Below are 21307 nucleotides of genomic sequence, written 5' to 3'. Positions count from 1 at the left end.
ATAATAGTTACATAAAAATGAAAAAAGTTGTATTAGCTTATAGTGGAGGTTTAGACACCTCATATTGCCTTAAATATCTAAAAAATGAAAAAGGATATGAAGTTCACACCGTATTAATTAATACAGGAGGTTTTGATGATGCCGAATTGAAAGCTATCGAAGACAGAGCGTATGAATTAGGTAGTGCTAAACATGCTAACCTTACTATCTTAGATAAATATTACGATAAAGCTATCAAGTATTTAATCTTTGGTAACGTATTAAAAAACAATACATACCCACTTTCAGTAAGTGCTGAACGTGTTTTTCAGGCCATTGAAGCTATTAAATATGCAAAATCTGTAGGTGCCAGTGCAATTGCTCATGGTAGTACAGGTGCCGGTAACGACCAAATTCGTTTTGATTTGATTTTCCAAACCTTAGCTCCTGAAATTGAAATCATCACTCCTATCCGTGACTTGAAATTATCGCGTCAGGAAGAAGTAGATTACCTTTCTAAAAACGGAGTTCACTATTCTTGGGAAAAAGCACAATATTCTATCAACAAAGGACTTTGGGGAACTTCTGTTGGAGGAAAGGAAACATTGACTTCCGGACAACCATTACCTGGCGAAGCATATCCTTCTCAATTACAAAAAGAAGGAGAAGAAAAAGTTACTTTAGAATTTAAAAAAGGAGAATTAGTAGCTGTAAACGGTGTTGCTGACAAACCTTCAAACAACATTGTTGTTCTTGAAAAATTAGCTAACGCTTATGCCATTGGTAGAGATATTCACGTAGGTGATACGATTATTGGAATTAAGGGAAGAGTTGGTTTTGAAGCTGCTGCTCCATTAATTATTATCAAAGCGCACCATTTATTAGAGAAACATACTCTTGGAAAATGGCAACAATACTGGAAAGAACAATTGGGTAACTGGTACGGAATGTTATTCCATGAAGGACAATTCTTAGATCCTGTAATGCGTAACATCGAGACTTTCCTGGAAGACACTCAAAAAACAGTAAATGGAACTGTAACAGTTTCATTGAAACCGTATCACTTTTCATTAGACGGAATCGAATCGCCAAATGATTTAATGAATACAGGTTTCGGTCAATACGGTGAAATGAATAATGCCTGGACATCAGAAGATGCGAAAGGATTTATCAAAATTTTGGGCAATGCTCAAAACATCTTTTCATCAGTAAATAATGAAACATACGAATAATTAAGTCCAAAAGTCGAATGTCATAAAGTAAAAAGAGCTAGAAATAGCCTTCAGTAAACTTATGACTCTAGACTTTATGACTTTAGACTAAAAAAAATATTATGATTAAAGTTGGAATAATAGGTGGTTCGGGATATACGGCAGGAGAATTAATTAGAATCCTGATGTTTCACCCGAATGCCAAATTAGATTTTGTTTACAGTACTACTAATGCCGGAAAACCACTTTCTGTTGCACACCAGGATTTAATGGGTGATATAGAAATGAATTTTACTGACACTATCAATCCTAACGTAGATGTACTTTTCTTGTGTTTAGGACACGGAAAATCAATTTCGTTCTTAGAGAACAACAAATTCTCTGACAACACCAAAATCATCGACTTAGGAAATGATTTCCGCTTAACAAAAGATAAAAATTTCGACGGAAAAACATTTGTGTACGGCTTGCCTGAACTAAACAAAACCGATATTAAGAATACCAAATACATTGCAAATCCAGGTTGTTTTGCTACAGCAATCCAATTGGCTTTATTGCCATTAGCAGCTGATGGATTATTGACTGAAGATGTGCATATCAATGCTACAACAGGAAGTACAGGAGCTGGAGTTAGTTTGTCTGCTACATCACATTTTAGTTGGAGAAACAACAATTTCTCACACTACAAAGCATTCGAACACCAACATTTGGGTGAAATCAATCAAAGCATTAATCAATTGCAGGCTTCTTATAGTGACGAATTGATTTTTGTTCCTAACAGAGGAGATTTTCCAAGAGGGATTTTTGCAACATTATATACAAAATCAGAAGAAAGTTTAGAAGATTTGGTTGCCAAATACGAAGCTTTTTATGCTGATCAACCGTTTGTAACTGTTACAACTACTAACATCAACATGAAGCAGGTAGTTCAAACCAACAAATGTATTATTAGTTTATTGAAAAAAGGAAACCGGGTTTTAATAACATCTGTTATTGATAATTTACTCAAAGGCGCCTCTGGTCAGGCCGTTCAAAACATGAATTTGATGTTTGGATTAGACGAGACTACAGGATTGCATTTGAAACCTTGTGGATTCTAAAAACAATTAAAAGATTGAAGGATTTAATAATTTAAAAATTAGTAAATCTTATTCATTTAAAATTCATTCAGATACAACAATGAATCTTTAAATCATTCAATTTTTAAATCTTTAAATTAAAACAAAATGAACTTATTTGACGTTTACCCATTATATCCTATTACCCCTGTAAAAGCATTAGATTGTACGATTACAGATGATAAAGGAATTGAATATTTAGATTTATACTCTGGTCACGGAGTAATTTCTATTGGTCACACCCAACCGGATTATGTGGCTAAAGTAAAAGCACAGTTGGATAATTTGAGTTTTTACTCGAATGCGATTCAGAATCCATTACAAGTGGAATTAGCTGAGAAATTAGGAAAAGCTTCTGGCTTAACTGATTTCAGCTTGTTTTTATGTAGCTCTGGGGCTGAAGCCAATGAAAATGCTTTAAAAGTAGCTTCTTTTCATACCAATAAATCAAGAGTTATTGCTTTTGATAATTCGTTTCACGGAAGAACTTCGGCAGCCGTTGCGGTTACAGATAACAAAAAAATTGTGGCACCAATCAATGCACAACAAGTAGTTACTTTCCTGCCATTGAACCAAATCGAATTGGTTGAAGCTGAATTGCAAAAAGGAGATGTTTGTGCCGTTATCATCGAGCCTATTCAGGGGGTTGGTGGTTTAGACCAGGGAACAACCGAATTTTTCCAAGCATTAGAAAAAGCTTGCGCAGCGAATGATGTTGTTCTGATTTTAGACGAAGTACAATCAGGTTATGGAAGAAGTGGAAAGTTTTTTGCTTTTCAACATCACGGAATCAACCCAGACATTGTAACCACTGCTAAAGGAATGGGGAACGGTTTCCCTATTGGAGGCGTTTTAATTTCTCCAAAATTCCAGGCCAGTTATGGTTTATTAGGAACCACTTTTGGCGGAAGCCACCTAGCTTGTGCAGCAGGAATTGCAGTGCTGGATGTAATGGAAGCTAAAAACTTAATGGCAAATGCTAAAGAAGTAGAAGCTTATTTTCTTGAAGCGATTAAAGTAATTCCTGAAATCAAACAGGTAAAAGGAAGAGGATTGATGTTAGGAGTCGAATTTGATTTTGACGTGAGTGCTCTGAGAAAGAAAATGATTATTGAAAAACATATTTTTACAGGAGGTGCCAATAATAAAAATTTATTGAGAATCCTTCCTCCCCTGACGATTACTAAGGAAGCGATTGATACTTTTATCGTTGCTCTACAGGAATCCCTAGCGGAATTAAAATAATATAAATCCATAACCTTTGTTGAATTTAAAAATTGAACAAAGGTTTTTGAATAATTTTACAACACATGAATACCTTACTTCCAATTGAAAAAAGAAACGCTGTACTAAGTACTATGGCGACACTTTTAGAACAAGAAAGAGAAACTTTAAAAGCCATCAATCAACAGGATTTAGCCAATTATAATGGTGAAGATTTAGCGATGGAAAAAAGGCTTCTTGTAGATGATGCTAAAGTAGACGGAATGATACTTTCAGTTCAACAATTGGCAAGTCAGGAAGATCCTGTTGGGCAGATTCGTTATGAATTCACCCATGATAACGGAATGAGAATCAGCAATAAAACTGCTGCTTTTGGAACGATTTTAATTATTTACGAGTCTCGCCCGGATGTAACTGTTGAAGCGGGTGGTATTGCTTTTAAATCAGGAAATAAAATTTTATTGAAAGGTGGAAAAGAGTCTTTACTTTCTAATCAAAAGATTGTTAGCCTTTGGCACCAGGCTTTAGAAAGCAATGGCGTGAGCACGGATTGGGTTGAATATTTGAATTACGACCGTGTACAAACCCAGGCTTTCTTAGAAAAACCAACACAAAGAGTCGATTTAATTGTACCACGTGGTGGAGAAAAACTGATTGAATTTACTAAAAAACACGCCAGTTGTCCAGTGATTGTAAGTGGTCGCGGAAACAATTTTGTATATGTAAATGCTGATGCCGATTTAAACAAAGCAATGAACATTATTATTAATGGAAAAACCTCAAACATATCAGTTTGCAACGCTTTAGATAAAGTTTTAATTGATACTAATTTACCAAATTGGGAAGCATTTGCAAAACAATTAGTAAGTGAATTAGAGAAATTTAAAGTGACTGTTTTGGGTGATAATTCTGTTGCAAAAGCAACCGGGATTCAGGCCATCGAAAACGATTTGATTTGGTACGAAGAATTTTTAGATTACAAAATTGTCATTGGAACAGTAAATTCTAACCAGGAAGCGATTGCTAAAATCAACAAGTACTGTGGAGGACACTCAGCTTCTATCATTACCGAAGACCAAGCTACTGCACAGGAATTTATGGAAAACATTGATGCTTCATCCGTATACCACAATGCTTCTACCCGATTTACTGATGGAGGACAATTTGGTTTAGGTGGAGAATTAGCCATTAGTACTGATAAATTGCACCAACGCGGACCTATTGGGTTACAGCATTTGGTTACTAATAAATGGTATATTTACGGGGAAGGACAGATTAGATAAAGATTGAAGAATTCAAAGATGAAAAGATTAAAAGATTAAAATTGGAATATCTAATTTTTAAATTCTTAAATCTTTAAATCTTTAAATCTAAAACCATGGCAAAAAAAAGAATATTATTAAAATTAGGCAGCAATACCTTAACCAAAGAAACCAATCATATTTCCAGAGGAAAGATTGAAGATATTGGAATTCAAATAGCTGCTTTGAATGATGAATACGAATTTATCATTGTAAGTTCTGGCGCTATTGCTGCTGCCAAGCAATTTGTAAAATTAGATAAGAATGACAAAGATGTTTTTATAAAACAGGCTCTGGCTTCTATTGGGCAACCTCATTTAATGCGGATTTACAATGAGAATTTTAAAGATTTAGGATTACACACCTCGCAATGTCTGCTATCTTATTCTGATTTTGAAAAAGAGCAGACTAAGAAAAACATTGTAAACACCATTAATGTATTAGTTAAAAACAACTACATTCCTATTATTAACGAAAATGATACCGTTGCTACTGACGAAATCAAATTTGGTGATAATGATAAACTGGCTGCCTTAACAGCTGTTTTACTGGAAGTGGATATTCTGATTATTGCAACAAACACAAATGGAATATATACAAAAGCATCTATTGGTAATCCAAATCCAGAAACCATAGCCATTGTGAATGATTTAAGAATTTTAGAAAAAGAAATTGGCGAAGCAAAATCATCTCACGGAACAGGCGGAATGCAATCTAAAATAGAAGCAGCAGCCATTGCAAAGGAAGCTAATATTGAAACCTGGATTGTGAATGGTCTCAACGATAATTTTATATTGAACGCATTAAAAAACGAAATACTTTTTACTAAAATAATATAAGAAGCTAATTTGGTTATTTACTGATTTGGATATTCACTAAACAAATCAAAAAACAACCAAATAAACAAATAACCCTCTATACTATGAACTACATATCAATTCAGAATATTGACAACTTATCCCAATGGGTTCAGGATGCACTTAAAATAAAAGCCAATCCTCTTAAAAATAAAAAATTAGGAAAACACAGAACCTTAGGAATGTTATTTTTCAATCCTAGTTTAAGAACTCGTCTGAGTACCCAGAAAGCAGCTTTGAATTTAGGCATGAATGTGATGGTAATGAACTTTACAAATGAAGGCTGGACTCTTGAATTTGAAGATGGAGCTATAATGAGTCAGGGCGCTTCTGAGCATATTAAAGAAGCTGCCGAAGTAGTCTCTCAATATTGTGATATTATTGCTATCAGAGCTTTTGCCGGATTAGTAGAAAAGGAAAAAGACAATGCCGAAATTGTACTGTCAGGTTTCTTAAAACATGCAACTGTGCCAATTGTCAATATGGAAGGCTGTACAGGACACCCTTTACAATCATTGGCAGATGCGATTACTATGGAGGAATTTAAAACACCTCACAGACCAAAAGTTGTTTTAACCTGGGCACCACATCCTAAAGCTTTGCCTCAGGCAGTTGCTAATTCCTTTGTGGAAATGATGCAGTTACAGGATGCTGATTTTGTGATTACTCATCCGGAAGGATACGAGTTAAATCCTGAAATAACCAAAGATTCTAAAATTGAATACGATCAGGATAAAGCTTTTGAAAATGCCGATTTTATTTATGCAAAAAACTGGAGTAATTATATTGAATACGGTCAAATTACCAATGCTGACACTAACTGGACTATAACAGCCGAAAAAATGGCACTAACCAATAATGCAAAATTCATGCATTGTTTACCGGTAAGACGTAATGTAATTGTGGCTGATGAAGTAATTGACAGCGAAAACTCAATTGTAATCCAACAGGCTAATAACAGAACGTATGCTGCACAGTTAGTATTAGAAAAAATATTAAAAAAAGTGTATAAATAATACCAAAAGCTATTATTTTTTCAGTATTTCAAAATTTTAAAACAATGAAACAACAACTTTCAATCATAAAAATAGGCGGCAATATCATTGATAACCCAACAGAATTAAGCCAGTTTCTTGCTGATTTTTCTAAAATAGAAGGCAATAAACTATTAGTTCACGGTGGTGGAAAATCAGCAACTAAAATGGCACAAAGTATCGGTTTAGTTCCTCAGATGGTTGATGGACGCCGTATTACGGACCAACCCATGCTTGATGTTGTAGTGATGATTTATGCCGGCGAAATTAATAAAAATGTTGTTGCACAGTTACAGGCGAATAATACGAATGCAATGGGATTTTCAGGAGCTGACGGAAATTTAATCCAATCATCCAAAAGAAATCATCCTACCATTGATTACGGTTTTGTAGGTGATGTACAAAAAGTAAATACACCTTTATTAGAAACCTTAATTAATAACGGAATTGTTCCTGTTTTCTGCGCCATCACTCATGATAAAAACGGACAATTGTTAAATACAAATGCAGATACTATTGCCAGCGAATTAGCTATCGCTTTATCAGAAGTATTTGAGGTAACCTTAAATTATTGTTTTGAAAAAGCAGGAGTTCTTACAGATGTTGAAGATGAAAATTCAGTAATTGAACTAATGAATTCCAACCTTTATGCCAAACTAAAAGCAGAAGGTGCCATCCATTCCGGGATGATTCCTAAATTAGATAATTGTTTCAACAGTTTGTCTAAAGGAGTACAGAAAATCAGAATCGGTCACCACAAAATGCTGAAAGATTCAGCTGCTGTTTGCACCAGCATCCAACTATAAGCAGCAGTCGTTTTTTTTTATAAAAAAACAACCGCTGAAAAATTAGAAGAAAAACTTCTAAGAAAACTCCAAAAGTAAATTCTTATTGGAAAAACAAAACAAAATGAAAAACATCGAAACACTTACTCAAGAAGCAATTGCACTATTAAAAAACCTGATTGAAACGCCTTCCTTTTCAAGCGAAGAACAACAAACAGCTCTTTTAATAGAAAATTGGTTTAACCAGAACGAAATACCTTTCAAGAGAGAGAACAACAATGTTTGGGCATTCAATAAACACTTTGACAAAAACAAACCTACGCTTTTATTAAACTCACACCACGATACAGTACGCCCTAATCAGGCCTATACCAATGATCCTTTTAAAGCTATAGTTGAAGATGGAAAATTATACGGTTTAGGAAGTAATGATGCAGGAGGCTGCTTAGTTTCATTACTGGCTTCCTTTGTTTATTTTTATGACAAAGAAAATTTAGCACATAATGTGGTTATCGTTGCTTCCGCAGAAGAAGAAAGCAGCGGAAAAAATGGTTTAAACAGCGTTTTAAAACACCTGCCTGAACTGGAATGCGCTATAGTGGGCGAGCCTACCTTAATGCAATTAGCTGTTGCCGAAAAAGGATTACTGGTTCTTGATATAAAAGTAAAAGGAACTCCAAGTCATGCTGCACATCAAAACGATGACAGCGCCATCTATAAAACACTGCCTATCGTAGAATGGTTTAAAAACTATTCTTTCGAAAAAGTTTCGGAGCAATTAGGACCTGTAAAAATGACCGTAACTCAGATTAATGCCGGAAAACAGCACAATGTAGTCCCGTCAGAATGTGATTTGGTCGTAGATATCCGGGTAAATGACTGCTACAACAACAGCCAGATTTTAGAAACGGTAAGAGCTAATGTTGATGCCGAAGTAAATCCGCGTTCCATGCACTTAAACGCCTCTTCTATTCCCGTTTCTCACGGATTAGTTCAGGCAGGTATCGCACTTGGAAGAACAACTTATGGCTCTCCTACTCTTTCAGACCAGTCGGTTTTAAATTGTAAATCCTTAAAATTAGGTCCCGGAGACAGTCTGCGTTCACATTCGGCAGATGAGTTTATTTATTTACACGAAATCGAAGAAGGAATTGAATTGTATATCAAAATACTAAGCGATTTCTTCAAAATTTAAAATATTTAGGAGCTAATCCCGCTATCCGCAACAATCTTTTTATCCCTAAAGACGGGATAAAAAGGATTTTCGCTACTATCGGGGCTAAAAATTATAAAAGGATAATAAGTACGGACAAGTCACGACTTGTCCCTTTAACAAAAAAAATATCTTATGAAACTTTGGGAAAAAGGAATACCAACAGATAAACAAATCGAACAATTCACTGTAGGAAACGACCGTGAACTGGATTTGGTTTTAGCCAAATATGATGCTTTAGGTTCAATTGCTCATGCTAAAATGCTGGGACAAATTGGTTTATTAACCCAGGAGGAAACCGATTCATTAGTACTTGCCTTAAATGAAATTATCACTGATGTTGAAAAAGGCGATTTTGAAATCGAAGACAGTTTTGAAGACGTACATTCAAAAATAGAATATCTGTTAACGATAAAGCTAGGCGATGCCGGAAAAAAAATCCACACTGCCCGTTCCCGTAATGATCAGGTTTTAGTAGATGTGAATTTATATCTAAAAGACGTTGTAAAAGACCTTAAAACTCAGGTAAAAACATTATTTGATTTGCTGATGGAATCAGCTGAAAAACATCAGAATGTGTTATTGCCCGGTTATACGCATCTACAAATCGCGATGCCATCCTCATTCGGAATGTGGTTTTCTGCTTATGCTGAAACCCTGATTGATGATATTACGATGCTGAATGCCGCTTTAAAAGTGGTCGATCAAAACCCTTTAGGTTCGGCTGCCGGTTACGGAAGTTCTTTCCCTATCAACCGAAGCTTTACCACCAAAGAATTAGGTTTCGAAACTTTGAAATACAATTCGGTGGCGGCACAAATGAGCCGTGGAAAATCGGAGAAAACAGTCGCTTTTGCCATGAGCAGTGTGGCAGCAACATTGGCCAAATTTTCTATGGATGTCTGTTTATACATGAGTCAGAATTTTGATTTCATCTCTTTACCTGCTCATTTAACTACAGGTTCCAGCATTATGCCACACAAGAAAAACCCGGATGTTTTTGAATTAATCCGTGGAAAATGCAATAAAATCCAGTCTTTACCATACGAAATCACTTTGATTACCAATAATCTGCCAAGTGGGTACCACCGTGATTTACAATTACTAAAAGAAGGTTTATTTCCGGCAATTCAAAACTTACAAGCCTGTCTCGATATCGCTATTTTCTCGATTAAAGACATTCAGGTAAAAGACGAAATCCTAAACGATCCTAAATACAATTACCTGTTTACCGTGGATACTTTAAATGAAATGGTAGTGGCAGGAATGCCTTTTAGAGATGCGTACAAAGCTGTTGCTGAGCAATTAGAAGCCGGCACTTATCAGTCTCCAAAAGAAACAAGACATACTCATGAAGGAAGTGTCAACAACCTCTGTCTGAAAGAGATAAAAGGTAAAATGAACCGCGCTTATTAAAAAAAAGATATTTCAATATAAGCCATGAATTCAGGAATTATAATTTAATTTCTGAATTCATGGCTTTTTTTCGTTTATAATTAAAATATTGTATTATTATATTATCATTTTATTAAATCGACTCTTTTTAGTTTTTTTTTTGTAGGATTATAAGTTTGTAAGAATTAATTTTAGGATATCAAATTCTTAAAATTTTAAACTATGGCATCCTTTACTTTTAAAAAAACCGTGTGTTTTCTAATCTTCTTTTTTAACCTGCTTATTTTAAGTGCTCAGAATAAAACAGATACTGTTATTATGACTAATGGAGAGAAAAAAGTTGGAAAAGTTGTATCTGTCAGCGAAAATGCTATTAAATTTACATATCAGGGAGAAGCTTTGGAATATGAATTGAAAAAATCAGGAATCAGCAAAATTGAATTTGCCAGTGGAAGAACTGAAATAATTACAAACACTGATATTCCATCTGCTTCTGCTTCTACTACCACAGAGAGAAAAGGCAGAATTGCTGTTTTACCTTTTGAATTTATTACAAATGATTCCGCACTTAATGCGAATGCTATGGCAGAGCAATTGCAAAACGACAGCTACCTTTCCATTAAAGAAAACACTCATGGATTACAAATTCAGGATCCGGTAACAACCAACAGCATTTTAGCCCGAAACGGAATCCCTTATACATCCATCAAATCAAAAAGCCCGGCAGAAATGGCTATGCTGTTAGGTGTCGAAAACATCGTTTACGGAATTGCAAATGTTACAAACAAAGGGACTTCTTCATACGGCAGCGGAGTATCTACCTATAATGGTAAGGAAACAGAGAAAAAAGAAGGAAATAAAGAACAGACTAAATCATCCGGCAATATTTACAATTCTAATAATGCAACCACTATTATTAATTATGACACTAAGATTAGCTTAAATTTTTATAATGATCAGGGAACAAATCTTTATTCAGAATCCAGAAATTCTTTTGGCACCAGTTTCGATGCTTATCATGCCACTATCAACTATCTGATCAAGCGTTGTCCTTTTGGTTCTAAAGTAAAAAACTAATACTGAGCTGAAGTTATGAAAAAGCACTGTTTCTTTTTTCTGTTGTTATTTTCTGCACTAAGCTGGTGTCAGAATCCCGAGCCGGATGCTTCTGTCAAAGACAGCTTAGCAAATGAGTACATTCAGTTGTATGAGGATGACATAAAAACAAGACTGGGTTTCAGTAACAGTTTTAACTCGTTTCACATTAAAGATAAAAATAGTAATCTGGATTTTACACTGTCTCCAAATCAGAGAGTACGCACTACATTTACCTTTATGTACAAATTTATCGAATTTGATCTGGGTTACACACCTGAATTTATCCGTTTTAATAAAGACAATGAAAGTAATGGTAAAACAACATTCTATAATTTCAGCACCCGACTCTATCTGGGTAAATGGATGCAGAGTATTGATTATAGCAAAACAAAAGGATTTTATGTGGATAAAGACGATATAGGAATTGATGAAAACTTATTGTTTTCAGATTTTCAGGTTCGGAAATTTGGCGGAAGCACTTCATACATTTTTAATCCAAATTTTTCATTTAGAGCCGTCTTTTTACAAAGTGAATGGCAAAAGAAAAGCGCCGGAAGTTTTGTACCCGGCATCAGTTATTATTTTACCCGGATAAAAAATAACACTCCCAGCGAAGACAACAGTATTGACATTGCTGCAGGTCCCGGCTATTACTATAATTGGGTGATTAATAAGAAATTTTTAATTGCTGCAGGAGCTTATGGCGGAGTTGGTTACAATAATACCAAAACGACCTATACTGACGGCACAGCTGACGAAAAGGTAGACGGACTTTCACTGCAGGCGCAATTATCACTCAATATAGGATACAATTCTGAAAGATTTTATACAGGAGTTACAAGCAGACTGAATACCTTTTATTACAAAACTGATCCCAGAATTCATATTCAGGACCAACAGCAGTTTTTTGAATTTTATATAGGCTACCGTTTTAAAGCACCTGAAAAAATCAGTAATGCGGTAAACAATCCTCAGAGTATAATTAAAAAGAAATAAATCATAAATAAAAAAACCCCGAATTCACGAATTAAGTTACTATAATTCGTGAATACGAGGCTTTACACTTTTAATCTGTACTATGTGGCTAAAGAAGGAATTATCAATTCGTGAATTAGTAGCAATGACTGAAACAAAAATCTACAGCTTCCCTTTCAACACTGTAGCATCAATATCTGAATGTGAAGCATCATAAACCGATTTTCCGTCTTTAATCAATAGAATTTGTGGTGATTCATGATACACATTAAAACGATTTGCTATTTCATTCGAAACTTCGCGGTAAGCGATTAAATCCAGAAAATAAGGTGTAACCTCGCCCTGTAAATCAAAATCCCTTTCAAACTGTTTCAGCGCCATTCTGCTGATACTGCAACGTGTACTGTGTTTAAAGATGAGCGAAGGTTTTTCATTTGAATTAAAAATTATCGCTCCTAACTGATCGATTGTAGTCAGATTTTCCCAGTTTATTTTAGACTCTTGTTGTTTTGGAGTTTCATCACTCCCGAAAATATTTTTAAAAAAACTCATATTTTGACAGATTTTCTGACTTTTTGGCGTTTAAAAATGATAAAAATCAGCTTTAAAATGCCTTTTTGTCCTTAATTTTATAGATGGAATATAATTTGTCCCTTTCTGCAAAGTTAAGTATAAGTTTAAACCAAATCTATAAAAATATGAACATTAATAAATTTACAATCAAATCTCAGGAAGCCATACAACGTTCCCAGCAACTGGCTCAGAGTAACGGACAACAGCAAATTGAAAACGAACACATTTTCAAAGCTATTTTTGAAGTCGATGAAAATGTAGCACCTTTTATTTTAAAAAAACTCAATGTAAATGTACCGTTGTTTTTGCAGGTTCTGGATAGCACGATTCAAAGCTTCCCAAAAGTTTCGGGCGGCGATGTGATGCTTTCCCGTGATGCCAATAAAGCATTGAATGAAGCAGAAACTATAGCTAAAAAAATGAACGATGAATATGTATCTGTCGAACACTTAATTCTGGCTATTTTTGACTCTAAATCAAAGGTTTCCCAAATATTAAAAGATCAGGGCGTAACCGAAAAAGGACTTAAAGCGGCTATTGATGAATTGCGAAAAGGCGAAAGAGTGACTTCAGCATCGGCTGAGGAAACCTACAATTCGTTAAATAAATACGCTAAAAATCTGAATGAGTTAGCCAAATCAGGAAAACTGGATCCGGTAATTGGTCGTGATGAGGAAATTCGAAGAGTATTACAAATTTTAACCCGAAGAACTAAAAACAACCCAATGCTTGTGGGAGAACCCGGAGTAGGTAAAACCGCTATTGCCGAAGGATTAGCACATAGAATTGTAGATGGCGACGTTCCTGAAAACCTGAAAGAAAAAATCGTTTATTCACTGGATATGGGAGCATTGATTGCCGGTGCGAAGTACAAAGGAGAATTTGAAGAACGTTTGAAATCAGTGGTAAAAGAAGTTACTTCTGCCGAAGGAGATATTGTGCTTTTCATTGACGAAATCCACACACTTGTAGGTGCCGGTGGTGGCGAAGGTGCCATGGATGCTGCTAATATTCTGAAACCGGCTTTGGCTCGTGGCGAACTCAGAGCAATTGGTGCAACGACTTTGGACGAATACCAAAAATATTTCGAAAAAGACAAAGCGCTGGAAAGACGTTTCCAAAAAGTACAAATTGAAGAACCGGATACGGAAAGTGCCATTTCCATTTTGCGTGGTATCAAGGAAAAATACGAAACTCACCATCAGGTCCAAATTAAAGACGAAGCCATTATTGCTGCGGTAGAATTATCACAGCGTTATATTACCAATCGTTTTTTACCGGATAAAGCCATCGACTTAATGGACGAAGCCGCTTCTAAAATCCGAATGGAAATCAATTCGAAACCGGAAGAACTGGATGTTTTAGACCGTAAAATCATGCAGCTTGAGATTGAAATCGAAGCCATCAAACGGGAAAAAGACGAGGCAAAACTAAAAATCTTAGGTTTGGAATTAGCTAACCTGAAAGAAGAAAGAAACAAGATTTTTGCCAAGTGGAAAACTGAAAAAGATGTAGTAGATAATATTCAGGCGGTTAAAAAAGAAATCGAAGACTTTAAATACGAAGCCGAACGTGCCGAACGCGATGGTGATTATGGAAAAGTTGCCGAAATAAGATACGGAAAAATCAAAGAAGCTCAGGAGCAATTAGACCAATTAACAAAAGAGCTGCAGGAGAATCAGTCCGGCGGAAGTTCGTTAATCAAAGAAGAAGTCACCCGTGAAGACATTGCCGAAGTGGTGGCGAAATGGACCGGAATTCCGGTGGTAAAAATGCTGCAGGGTGAGCGTGAAAAACTGCTGCATCTGGAAGAAGAACTGCATCGCAGAGTAGTGGGTCAGGAAGAAGCCATTGAAGCCATCAGTGATGCCGTGCGTCGCAGCCGTGCCGGATTGCAGGATATGAAAAAACCTGTGGGCACCTTCCTGTTTCTGGGAACCACCGGTGTGGGTAAAACCGAATTGGCCAAAGCGCTGGCCGAATATTTATTCGACGATGAAAACGCGATGACCCGTATCGATATGAGCGAATATCAGGAGCGTCACTCGGTAAGCCGTTTAGTAGGTGCGCCTCCGGGATATGTAGGTTATGATGAAGGCGGACAACTGACCGAAGCCGTGCGTAGAAAACCGTATTCGGTGATTTTGCTGGATGAGATTGAAAAAGCACATCCCGATACGTTTAACATTCTGTTGCAAGTCTTGGACGAAGGTCGTTTAACAGACAACAAAGGACGTCTCGCCGATTTTAAGAACACCATTATCATCATGACTTCTAATATGGGAAGCCAGATTATTCAGGAGAAATTTGAAAACCTAAAAGGAAGTGTAGAAGCCGCAACCGAAGCAGCCAAAACAGAAGTTCTGGGATTGCTGAAGCAAACGGTTCGTCCGGAGTTCATCAACCGTATTGACGAAATTGTAATGTTTACACCACTGTCCAATGCTAATATTGCGCAGATTGTAGGTCTCCAACTGAAATCAGTGACTAAAATGCTCGCACAACAAGGCATTACGATGGATGCCACACCCGAAGCGATAGCGTATTTGTCTGATAAAGGATTCGACCCGCAATTTGGTGCCCGTCCTGTTAAACGTGTGATTCAAAGAGAGGTTATGAACCAGTTATCTAAGGAAATCCTGTCCGGAAAAATCACTACCGACAGCATTATACTTTTAGATGCTTTTGACGGCCAATTGGTTTTCAGAAACCAAAGCGAAAAAACAGAAGTGTAAGCCATAGTTCATTGCGAGCGCAGCGTGGCAATCTCACTAAGTTACTCAACTTGCTTTTAGTAATGAGATTGCTTCGTTCCTCGTAATGACTGACAAGAAATATAATAATTAGAACACCAGTCCTAACCGATTGGTGTTTTTTTTTATTTAGGAGCAGAACGAATGTTTTCCATAAGTACTTCCCTCCTGCTCTCACCTTTATCTCGTTTTGCTTCACTTCACGAGGATACCGGCTCGATCAGGGCTATTCATCACTTTTCATTTTTTCAATAACTTAAAAGTTATTTTACTACAAAAAAGAGTGTTTCAACGAGTTATTATGCTTTTTAAAGATTTTACAGTAATCGTTTACAAATAAGATTGTATTTTGGAGTATAATTCTGAAAGAAAAGGATATATTTGATTAAAAGACATTAGAAATAAAACAGATTTTTAAAATAATTTAACATTACTGAAAAATATGGCAGGAATAAATGATTATAAAATTATTGGCAAGAAAAGTTCAAAATATTTTGAGTTATTAGCCACAGAATTAGACTTTGATTTTTCAAACTTAGAAGATAAACAAATTGAAAGACTGGGTTTTTATTTGTTTATACTTGAGCACTTATCTAATATAAATGACGTGTTAGATATAGCTGATATTGTAACAGATACAGAATTTAATTCTATTCTTTTTAATCAAAAATCTGATGATTGTGGAATTGACGCAATTATATTGGATGAAGAAGAGCATCACATTCAATTATTCAATTTTAAATATAGAACTAAATTTAATATTGGAAAACAAAGTCTCAATGAAACGATTTTATCCAGCAAATTTATTAATGCCATTACAACTGAGGATTTATCGCAACTATATGGTAAAACTAAAAAAGGTGCAAAAGAGATTGTTGAAAAATTGAATAGCAATGAAGAATGGAAAATCTCATTATTTGTTGTCAGTAATGAAGATATTGAAATCAATTCAAAAGATCATCATCTTGAACAAATGGAAAAAGTTTACGGTCTGGAAGTTATCCCCATTGGCCTTGAACAAATAAGTCAATTTGTTTCATTAAGACCGAACCCTGTTAATGCAGAATTGATTGTTGATAACGATGCAATAATGTCTTTTTCTGAAAGCTCAATTTCGTCATCTAAATCTTATATTATAAGATTGCCTTTGTCAGAAATAATCAGAATAACATGCTCTGATAATAATTTAAGAATGAATTATGGTATAGAAAATTTAGAGCCTTTAACCAAAGTTGGAATTGACTATTCAGTTTTATTTGATAATGTTCGTGGTTTGGTTGTAAAATCAAAATATAACAAGAACATTTCTTTTAGTTTGAAGAACGATCCTACCAAATTTTTCATGTATAATAATGGTTTAACACTCACTGCTAATGATATTAAAGCAGAACCAGTTAATGCTAATAAAAAAATACGTTTAACAATTGACTCTCTTCAAGTCTTAAATGGAGGTCAATCTTTGAGAACAATTCATCAATTTAATTCTGAAGATCCTAAACATTTAGAAGATTACCTTTCTAGAAGTGAAGTTCTAGTTAGAATTTTTAAGACTTCAAAAGACTCAGATTTGAATAATAAAATTGCCGAATATACAAATAGCCAAAATTCTATTTCAAATGTTGATTTAAAATCACTAAGAAGTGAACAATTACAAATAGAGCAATATCTTAACGATTATAACATCATATATTCAAGAAAAACAGGAGATACAGGATTAGATAATAGTAAGAAATACATACACAAAATTAGTATGGAACGTTTTGGTCAGATTTTAATGTCTTTACAAGGCATGCCCGAAAGAGCTACAAATCAAAAGAAGTTCATTTTCGAAAAATATTATGATGAACTATTTCTTAGTGATAAATTTAAACTTGAATTATGTCCTAAAATGATAAGTAATTACTTTTTAATTAAAAAAGAATATGAAAAATTAAAGGGAACAATAACAATAAGTGAACAGAAAGTATTTTATATCCTTTATTTGAGTTCAGTAATTAAAAAGTCAATTATTGAGCTTATTAAATTGTTAGAAGACACAATAGAATCTTACGAACCTACCTCGGGGAAAGTACTGTCAGAAGCACGTAAACTAATACAGCTCAATTTTAAAATTTACGTTGATGAAAAATTACTGAATATCACAGACAATAGTATAGAAATACTTTCAGTAACAGAAACAGTGAGTAAATAAACCCCGATCGCGCGGATTTGCAATCCGTGCCCGCAACAATTAGCAAACAAGCAACTTACGGAGATGCTTCCTTCTTCAGCATGACAAGTTTGTGGTTAGTTGAAGTTAAAAACTGGCTCCCACTGGGTCTCGTTTGTCCGCAACGCTGGTGCTTGCCTGCGGCGAGTACCAATTATCAATCAAAAGATAAATCGTAGCGTTTGCAACGCGGCTATCTTTAGAAGCTGGAATTGTATTTCATGATAGAAATTATAACGAAAATAATACTTTGCTTTTGTAAAATGTAATGTCTAATCAGTATTAAGCCGCATTGCAAATGCTTTATATGATTTTCAAAAGTAAGTAGGTATAAGTTCATTGCGAGGAACGGGCGCCATCCCACTAAGTTGCTCAACTTCTCAGCTCTTTGTAGTGAGATTGCCACGCTATCGTTCGCAACACAACAACAAAATCTCCAAACAACCATCTTACGGAGATGCTTCCTGCGTCAGTATGACAAGTTTGTGGATAATTGGAATGGTAAAAACTTCATTACAATTAATGCGTATTTGTGCCCGCAACAATGAGTAAACACGCAGCTCGCGGAGATGCTTACTGCGTCAGCATGACAAGTTTTTTGCTAGTTGGGCTGGTAAAAAAGTTCATTACAATTAATTTATGTTTCTTCCCATGCTACCGCACAAAATGAAATTCGACGTAGTCAATCCTTTCGTGTGGTTCGTGATATAAAACTAAATACCCATCAAAAGATAAATCGTAACATTTGCATTGCAGCTAAAAATACTTATTTTTATAGACTTAAAGATATAGCATATGCGAATAGTTATAATTTCGGTTTTGATGGTATTAGCAATAAACAGTTGTACTTCTGTTAAAAGCTTACCAAAAAACAACGAATGGATTAGCCTCTTTAACGGCAAGGATATCAAGGATTGGTTTGTAAAAATTCACCACCATGAAGTGGGAGAAAATTTTGGTAATACTTTCAGGGCAGAAGACGGTATTTTAAAAGTACGCTATGACCAATACGGCGATTTTAATGACCAGTTTGGGCATTTGTATTACAAGATTCCGTATTCTTATTACCATCTTAAATTAGAATATCGTTTTACAGGCGAACTCCAAAAAGGGGCGCCAAGTTATACCTTACGCAATAGTGGTGTTATGTTTCATTCTCAGGATCCCAGAACGATGCCTAAAGAACAGGATTGGCCTATTTCAGTTGAGTTTCAACTGTTGGGAGGTCTGGGTGATGGCAAGTCGCGACCAACAGGAAATATGTGTTCCCCGGGTACTAACGTAGTCTATAACGGCAAGCTTGATGAAACCCACTGTATCAATTCTAAATCAAAAACCTATGACGGCGATCAATGGGTAAAAGCAGAAATAATTGTGCTGGGTGATTCACTGATTACTCATATTATCAATGGTGAAAAGGTGCTGGAATATTCGAAACCGCAGATAGGCGGAGGTGTGGTAAATCGTTTTGATCCTGCCGTTAAAGTGGATGGTAAGTTGTTAAAAAGTGGTTTTATAGCGTTACAAAGCGAAGGACAACCAGTAGATTTCAGAAACATACAACTTAAAGATTTATCTAAAAAATAATTCTCCCACAAAGACTTTACATACCTTACTATCCTGAATGGAAAGTAACTAAAAAATGCAGTGTAGGTGCTTATTCCGCCACCATTGCAACTAAAATATCTAAATTAAAATTTGCCTGATATGCAATCAAACGTAGGATTAATAATAGAAGAAAAAGCAGTAAGTATTGGTAATTTTTTGGTTGGAAGGCTTTTGCCTTTTAGACAAAAAAGAGCCGTAGGTCCCTTTTTATTTATAGACCACATGGGTCCCGCCTGTCTTGAAGAACATCAAAATCTGGATGTTCCTCCTCATCCCCACATCGGGCTTTCTACTTTGACGTATCTCTTTGACGGAGCCATTTTTCATCGTGACAGCATGGGGAATGCTATAGAAATAAAGCCTGGTGAGGTCAATTGGATGACTGCCGGAAAAGGTGTGGTACATTCTGAACGAACTCCGGAATATTTGCGTACCAAAGATAAATTTTTACACGGTTTACAAATTTGGATTGGTTTACCAAAAAAACTCGAGCAATGCGAACCCGCTTTTAGTCATTTTGATAAAGAAGAAATCCCTGTTTGGGAAGAAAATGGCGTTACCTACAAACTCATAGCAGGAGAATTGAAAACTATTAAATCACCTGTTCCGGTGCATAGCCGGTTGTATTTTATTGAAATAAAAACGAAATCGGCTCAAAAAGTAACTATTGGAGACCATCTTTTTGGTGAAGTGGGAATGTATGTCTTAAACGGAAGTGTAAAAATTGACAGTACTGACTATGGCAGTAAACAATTATTAATTGCCCAGAACGCTTCATTATGTGCATTTGAAACCAACGGAGAAACGACACTTTACCTTTTTGGAGGAGAACCTTTTGAAGAAGAACGTTTTATGTACTGGAATTTTGTCAATTCGGATAAAACTATTTTGGAAAAAGCTAAAGAAAATTGGGAGAATCAAAACCCGGAAGCTTTTCCTAAAATTCCTAATGATGATAAAGAATTTGTTCCTTTACCAAAACCAAAATTCAATAATTAGTAATCCCTCCTACTTCAAAAACTAATAAAATGCGATAGAAACAGAACTAAAATTCATAAAAAACAAACCTAACGTTTGAAGCACTTTCCATTTTAAAAAAATAAATTATCCTAAAATGCTAAAAAAACAATTTTTTCTTCTGTCTCTCATTTTAGTATGCAAAGCGCTGACAGCACAAACGACTTCACATACGGATGAGCAAAAAGCAAAACTGTATCCACATCAGGAAATTATTTCCCGATACCATAACAACTGGACACAAAAGCATTACCCAAAAAGAATAGCGCTTTTTGAGAAAGAACCTTTAGAGATGGGCGACATTGTTTTTATTGGCAATAGTATTACAGAAGGAGGACTCGACTGGAGTGCTAAATTTGGAATAAAACACATTCGCAACCGAGGAATTGCCGGAGATGTTACTGATGGTGTACTCCAACGCTTAAATGAAATTACGTATTTTAAACCAAAAGCAGTATTTATCCTAATTGGAATTAATGATCTTTTTAGCCTTCATCATAAAGAAGATAATTCTGCTCTAAAATATGACAAAGTGGTTCCTTCACCTGAATATATTGCAAAAAACATATTGAAAATCGCAAAAATTATTCATCATAAATCACCATTTACCAAGTTGTATGTTCGTACCCTTTTGCCTGTTAGGAGAGCTTATCTGAAAGAAGACATTCTGGTAGTGAATACAATTATTAAAAAAAATGAAGCTAAGGGCTATTATAAGCTAATTGATTGGTATGCTGAATTTGCAGATGCAAACGGCGAACTAATCAAGGAACTGACCAAAGATGGCGTTCATTTAAATGAGAAAGGATATCAGCAATGGGTTAATTTTGAGAAACCAACAATCCAGGCACTTTAGCCTAAAACTTTATGGCCTATTTTCTGTTCTAAATTAGAATCTGCTTCTCCCTGAGCTACATTTTTTGATAACTTTAACGCATGTTTTTTTAGGATGGTTGT

The 21307-nt window shown here is 35.3% G+C and carries 18 protein-coding genes; 17 read left to right on the top strand and 1 reads right to left on the bottom strand.

Annotated features, from left to right (window positions below; genetic code table 11):
* Window positions 1-17 precede the first annotated feature (17 nt).
* From ABS764_RS01215 to ABS764_RS01165, 11 genes are all read left to right on the top strand, one after another.
* The gene (locus ABS764_RS01215; RefSeq protein ID WP_408079135.1) at window positions 18-1211 is read left to right on the top strand and encodes an argininosuccinate synthase; all 1194 of its coding nucleotides are present in this window, start codon (window positions 18-20) and stop codon (window positions 1209-1211) included.
* 101 nt (window positions 1212-1312) lie between these two features.
* Entirely contained in the window at window positions 1313-2290 is a 978-nt protein-coding gene (gene argC / locus ABS764_RS01210) for an N-acetyl-gamma-glutamyl-phosphate reductase (RefSeq protein ID WP_408079133.1), read from the top strand.
* 126 nt (window positions 2291-2416) lie between these two features.
* Window positions 2417-3553: an aspartate aminotransferase family protein gene (locus ABS764_RS01205; protein WP_408079131.1), complete on the top strand. Its 1137-nt coding sequence runs from the start codon at window positions 2417-2419 to the stop codon at window positions 3551-3553.
* Window positions 3554-3618: 65 nt separating this feature from the next.
* Entirely contained in the window at window positions 3619-4815 is a 1197-nt protein-coding gene (locus ABS764_RS01200) for a glutamate-5-semialdehyde dehydrogenase (RefSeq protein ID WP_408079129.1), read from the top strand.
* A 95-nt stretch (window positions 4816-4910) separates the two neighbouring features.
* Complete coding sequence (proB, locus tag ABS764_RS01195; protein ID WP_408079127.1) at window positions 4911-5672, top strand: glutamate 5-kinase; 762 nt, start codon at window positions 4911-4913, stop codon at window positions 5670-5672.
* 83 nt (window positions 5673-5755) lie between these two features.
* Window positions 5756-6706 carry an N-acetylornithine carbamoyltransferase gene (locus ABS764_RS01190; RefSeq protein WP_408079125.1) on the top strand — a complete coding sequence of 317 codons (951 nt, stop codon included), beginning with the start codon at window positions 5756-5758 and terminating at the stop codon, window positions 6704-6706.
* A 44-nt stretch (window positions 6707-6750) separates the two neighbouring features.
* Window positions 6751-7530: an acetylglutamate kinase gene (gene argB / locus ABS764_RS01185; RefSeq protein ID WP_408079123.1), complete on the top strand. Its 780-nt coding sequence runs from the start codon at window positions 6751-6753 to the stop codon at window positions 7528-7530.
* Between the two features lie 103 nt (window positions 7531-7633).
* A complete protein-coding gene (locus ABS764_RS01180; RefSeq protein ID WP_408079121.1) occupies window positions 7634-8704 on the top strand; it encodes a M20 family metallo-hydrolase in 1071 nt (356 codons plus the stop codon).
* Between the two features lie 153 nt (window positions 8705-8857).
* Window positions 8858-10138 carry an argininosuccinate lyase gene (argH, locus tag ABS764_RS01175; RefSeq protein ID WP_408079119.1) on the top strand — a complete coding sequence of 427 codons (1281 nt, stop codon included), beginning with the start codon at window positions 8858-8860 and terminating at the stop codon, window positions 10136-10138.
* 201 nt (window positions 10139-10339) lie between these two features.
* Window positions 10340-11194: a hypothetical protein gene (locus ABS764_RS01170; RefSeq protein WP_408079117.1), complete on the top strand. Its 855-nt coding sequence runs from the start codon at window positions 10340-10342 to the stop codon at window positions 11192-11194.
* 15 nt (window positions 11195-11209) lie between these two features.
* Window positions 11210-12211 (top strand): DUF4421 domain-containing protein, encoded by a 1002-nt coding sequence (locus tag ABS764_RS01165; RefSeq protein ID WP_408079115.1) that lies wholly within the window; start codon window positions 11210-11212, stop codon window positions 12209-12211.
* A 141-nt stretch (window positions 12212-12352) separates the two neighbouring features.
* Here the strand turns inward: ABS764_RS01165 and ytxJ are convergent, their stop codons facing one another.
* Window positions 12353-12742 (bottom strand): bacillithiol system redox-active protein YtxJ, encoded by a 390-nt coding sequence (gene ytxJ, locus ABS764_RS01160; protein WP_408079114.1) that lies wholly within the window; start codon window positions 12740-12742, stop codon window positions 12353-12355.
* Window positions 12743-12888: 146 nt separating this feature from the next.
* On the opposite strand from ytxJ, the gene clpB reads away from it, so the two are divergent.
* The 6 genes from clpB to ABS764_RS01130 all read left to right on the top strand — a co-directional run bounded on the left by clpB (window position 12889) and on the right by ABS764_RS01130 (window position 21206).
* Window positions 12889-15498 (top strand): ATP-dependent chaperone ClpB, encoded by a 2610-nt coding sequence (clpB, locus tag ABS764_RS01155; RefSeq protein WP_408079113.1) that lies wholly within the window; start codon window positions 12889-12891, stop codon window positions 15496-15498.
* 460 nt (window positions 15499-15958) lie between these two features.
* Window positions 15959-17707 (top strand): AIPR family protein, encoded by a 1749-nt coding sequence (locus ABS764_RS01150; protein WP_408079111.1) that lies wholly within the window; start codon window positions 15959-15961, stop codon window positions 17705-17707.
* A 411-nt stretch (window positions 17708-18118) separates the two neighbouring features.
* A complete protein-coding gene (locus tag ABS764_RS01145; RefSeq protein ID WP_408079109.1) occupies window positions 18119-18277 on the top strand; it encodes a hypothetical protein in 159 nt (52 codons plus the stop codon).
* A gap of 243 nt (window positions 18278-18520) precedes the next feature.
* Window positions 18521-19312, top strand: coding sequence for a 3-keto-disaccharide hydrolase (locus ABS764_RS01140; RefSeq protein ID WP_408079107.1), 792 nt, complete (start codon window positions 18521-18523; stop codon window positions 19310-19312).
* A 120-nt stretch (window positions 19313-19432) separates the two neighbouring features.
* Entirely contained in the window at window positions 19433-20332 is a 900-nt protein-coding gene (locus tag ABS764_RS01135) for a pirin family protein (RefSeq protein WP_408079105.1), read from the top strand.
* A 115-nt stretch (window positions 20333-20447) separates the two neighbouring features.
* Entirely contained in the window at window positions 20448-21206 is a 759-nt protein-coding gene (locus tag ABS764_RS01130; RefSeq protein ID WP_408079103.1) for a GDSL-type esterase/lipase family protein, read from the top strand.
* Window positions 21207-21307: the final 101 nt, after the last annotated feature.

Source organism: Flavobacterium plantiphilum (assembly GCF_046000495.1).
Taxonomy (GTDB): Bacteria; Bacteroidota; Bacteroidia; order Flavobacteriales; family Flavobacteriaceae; genus Flavobacterium; species Flavobacterium plantiphilum.
This window is presented reverse-complemented; position numbering and strand designations above follow the sequence as displayed.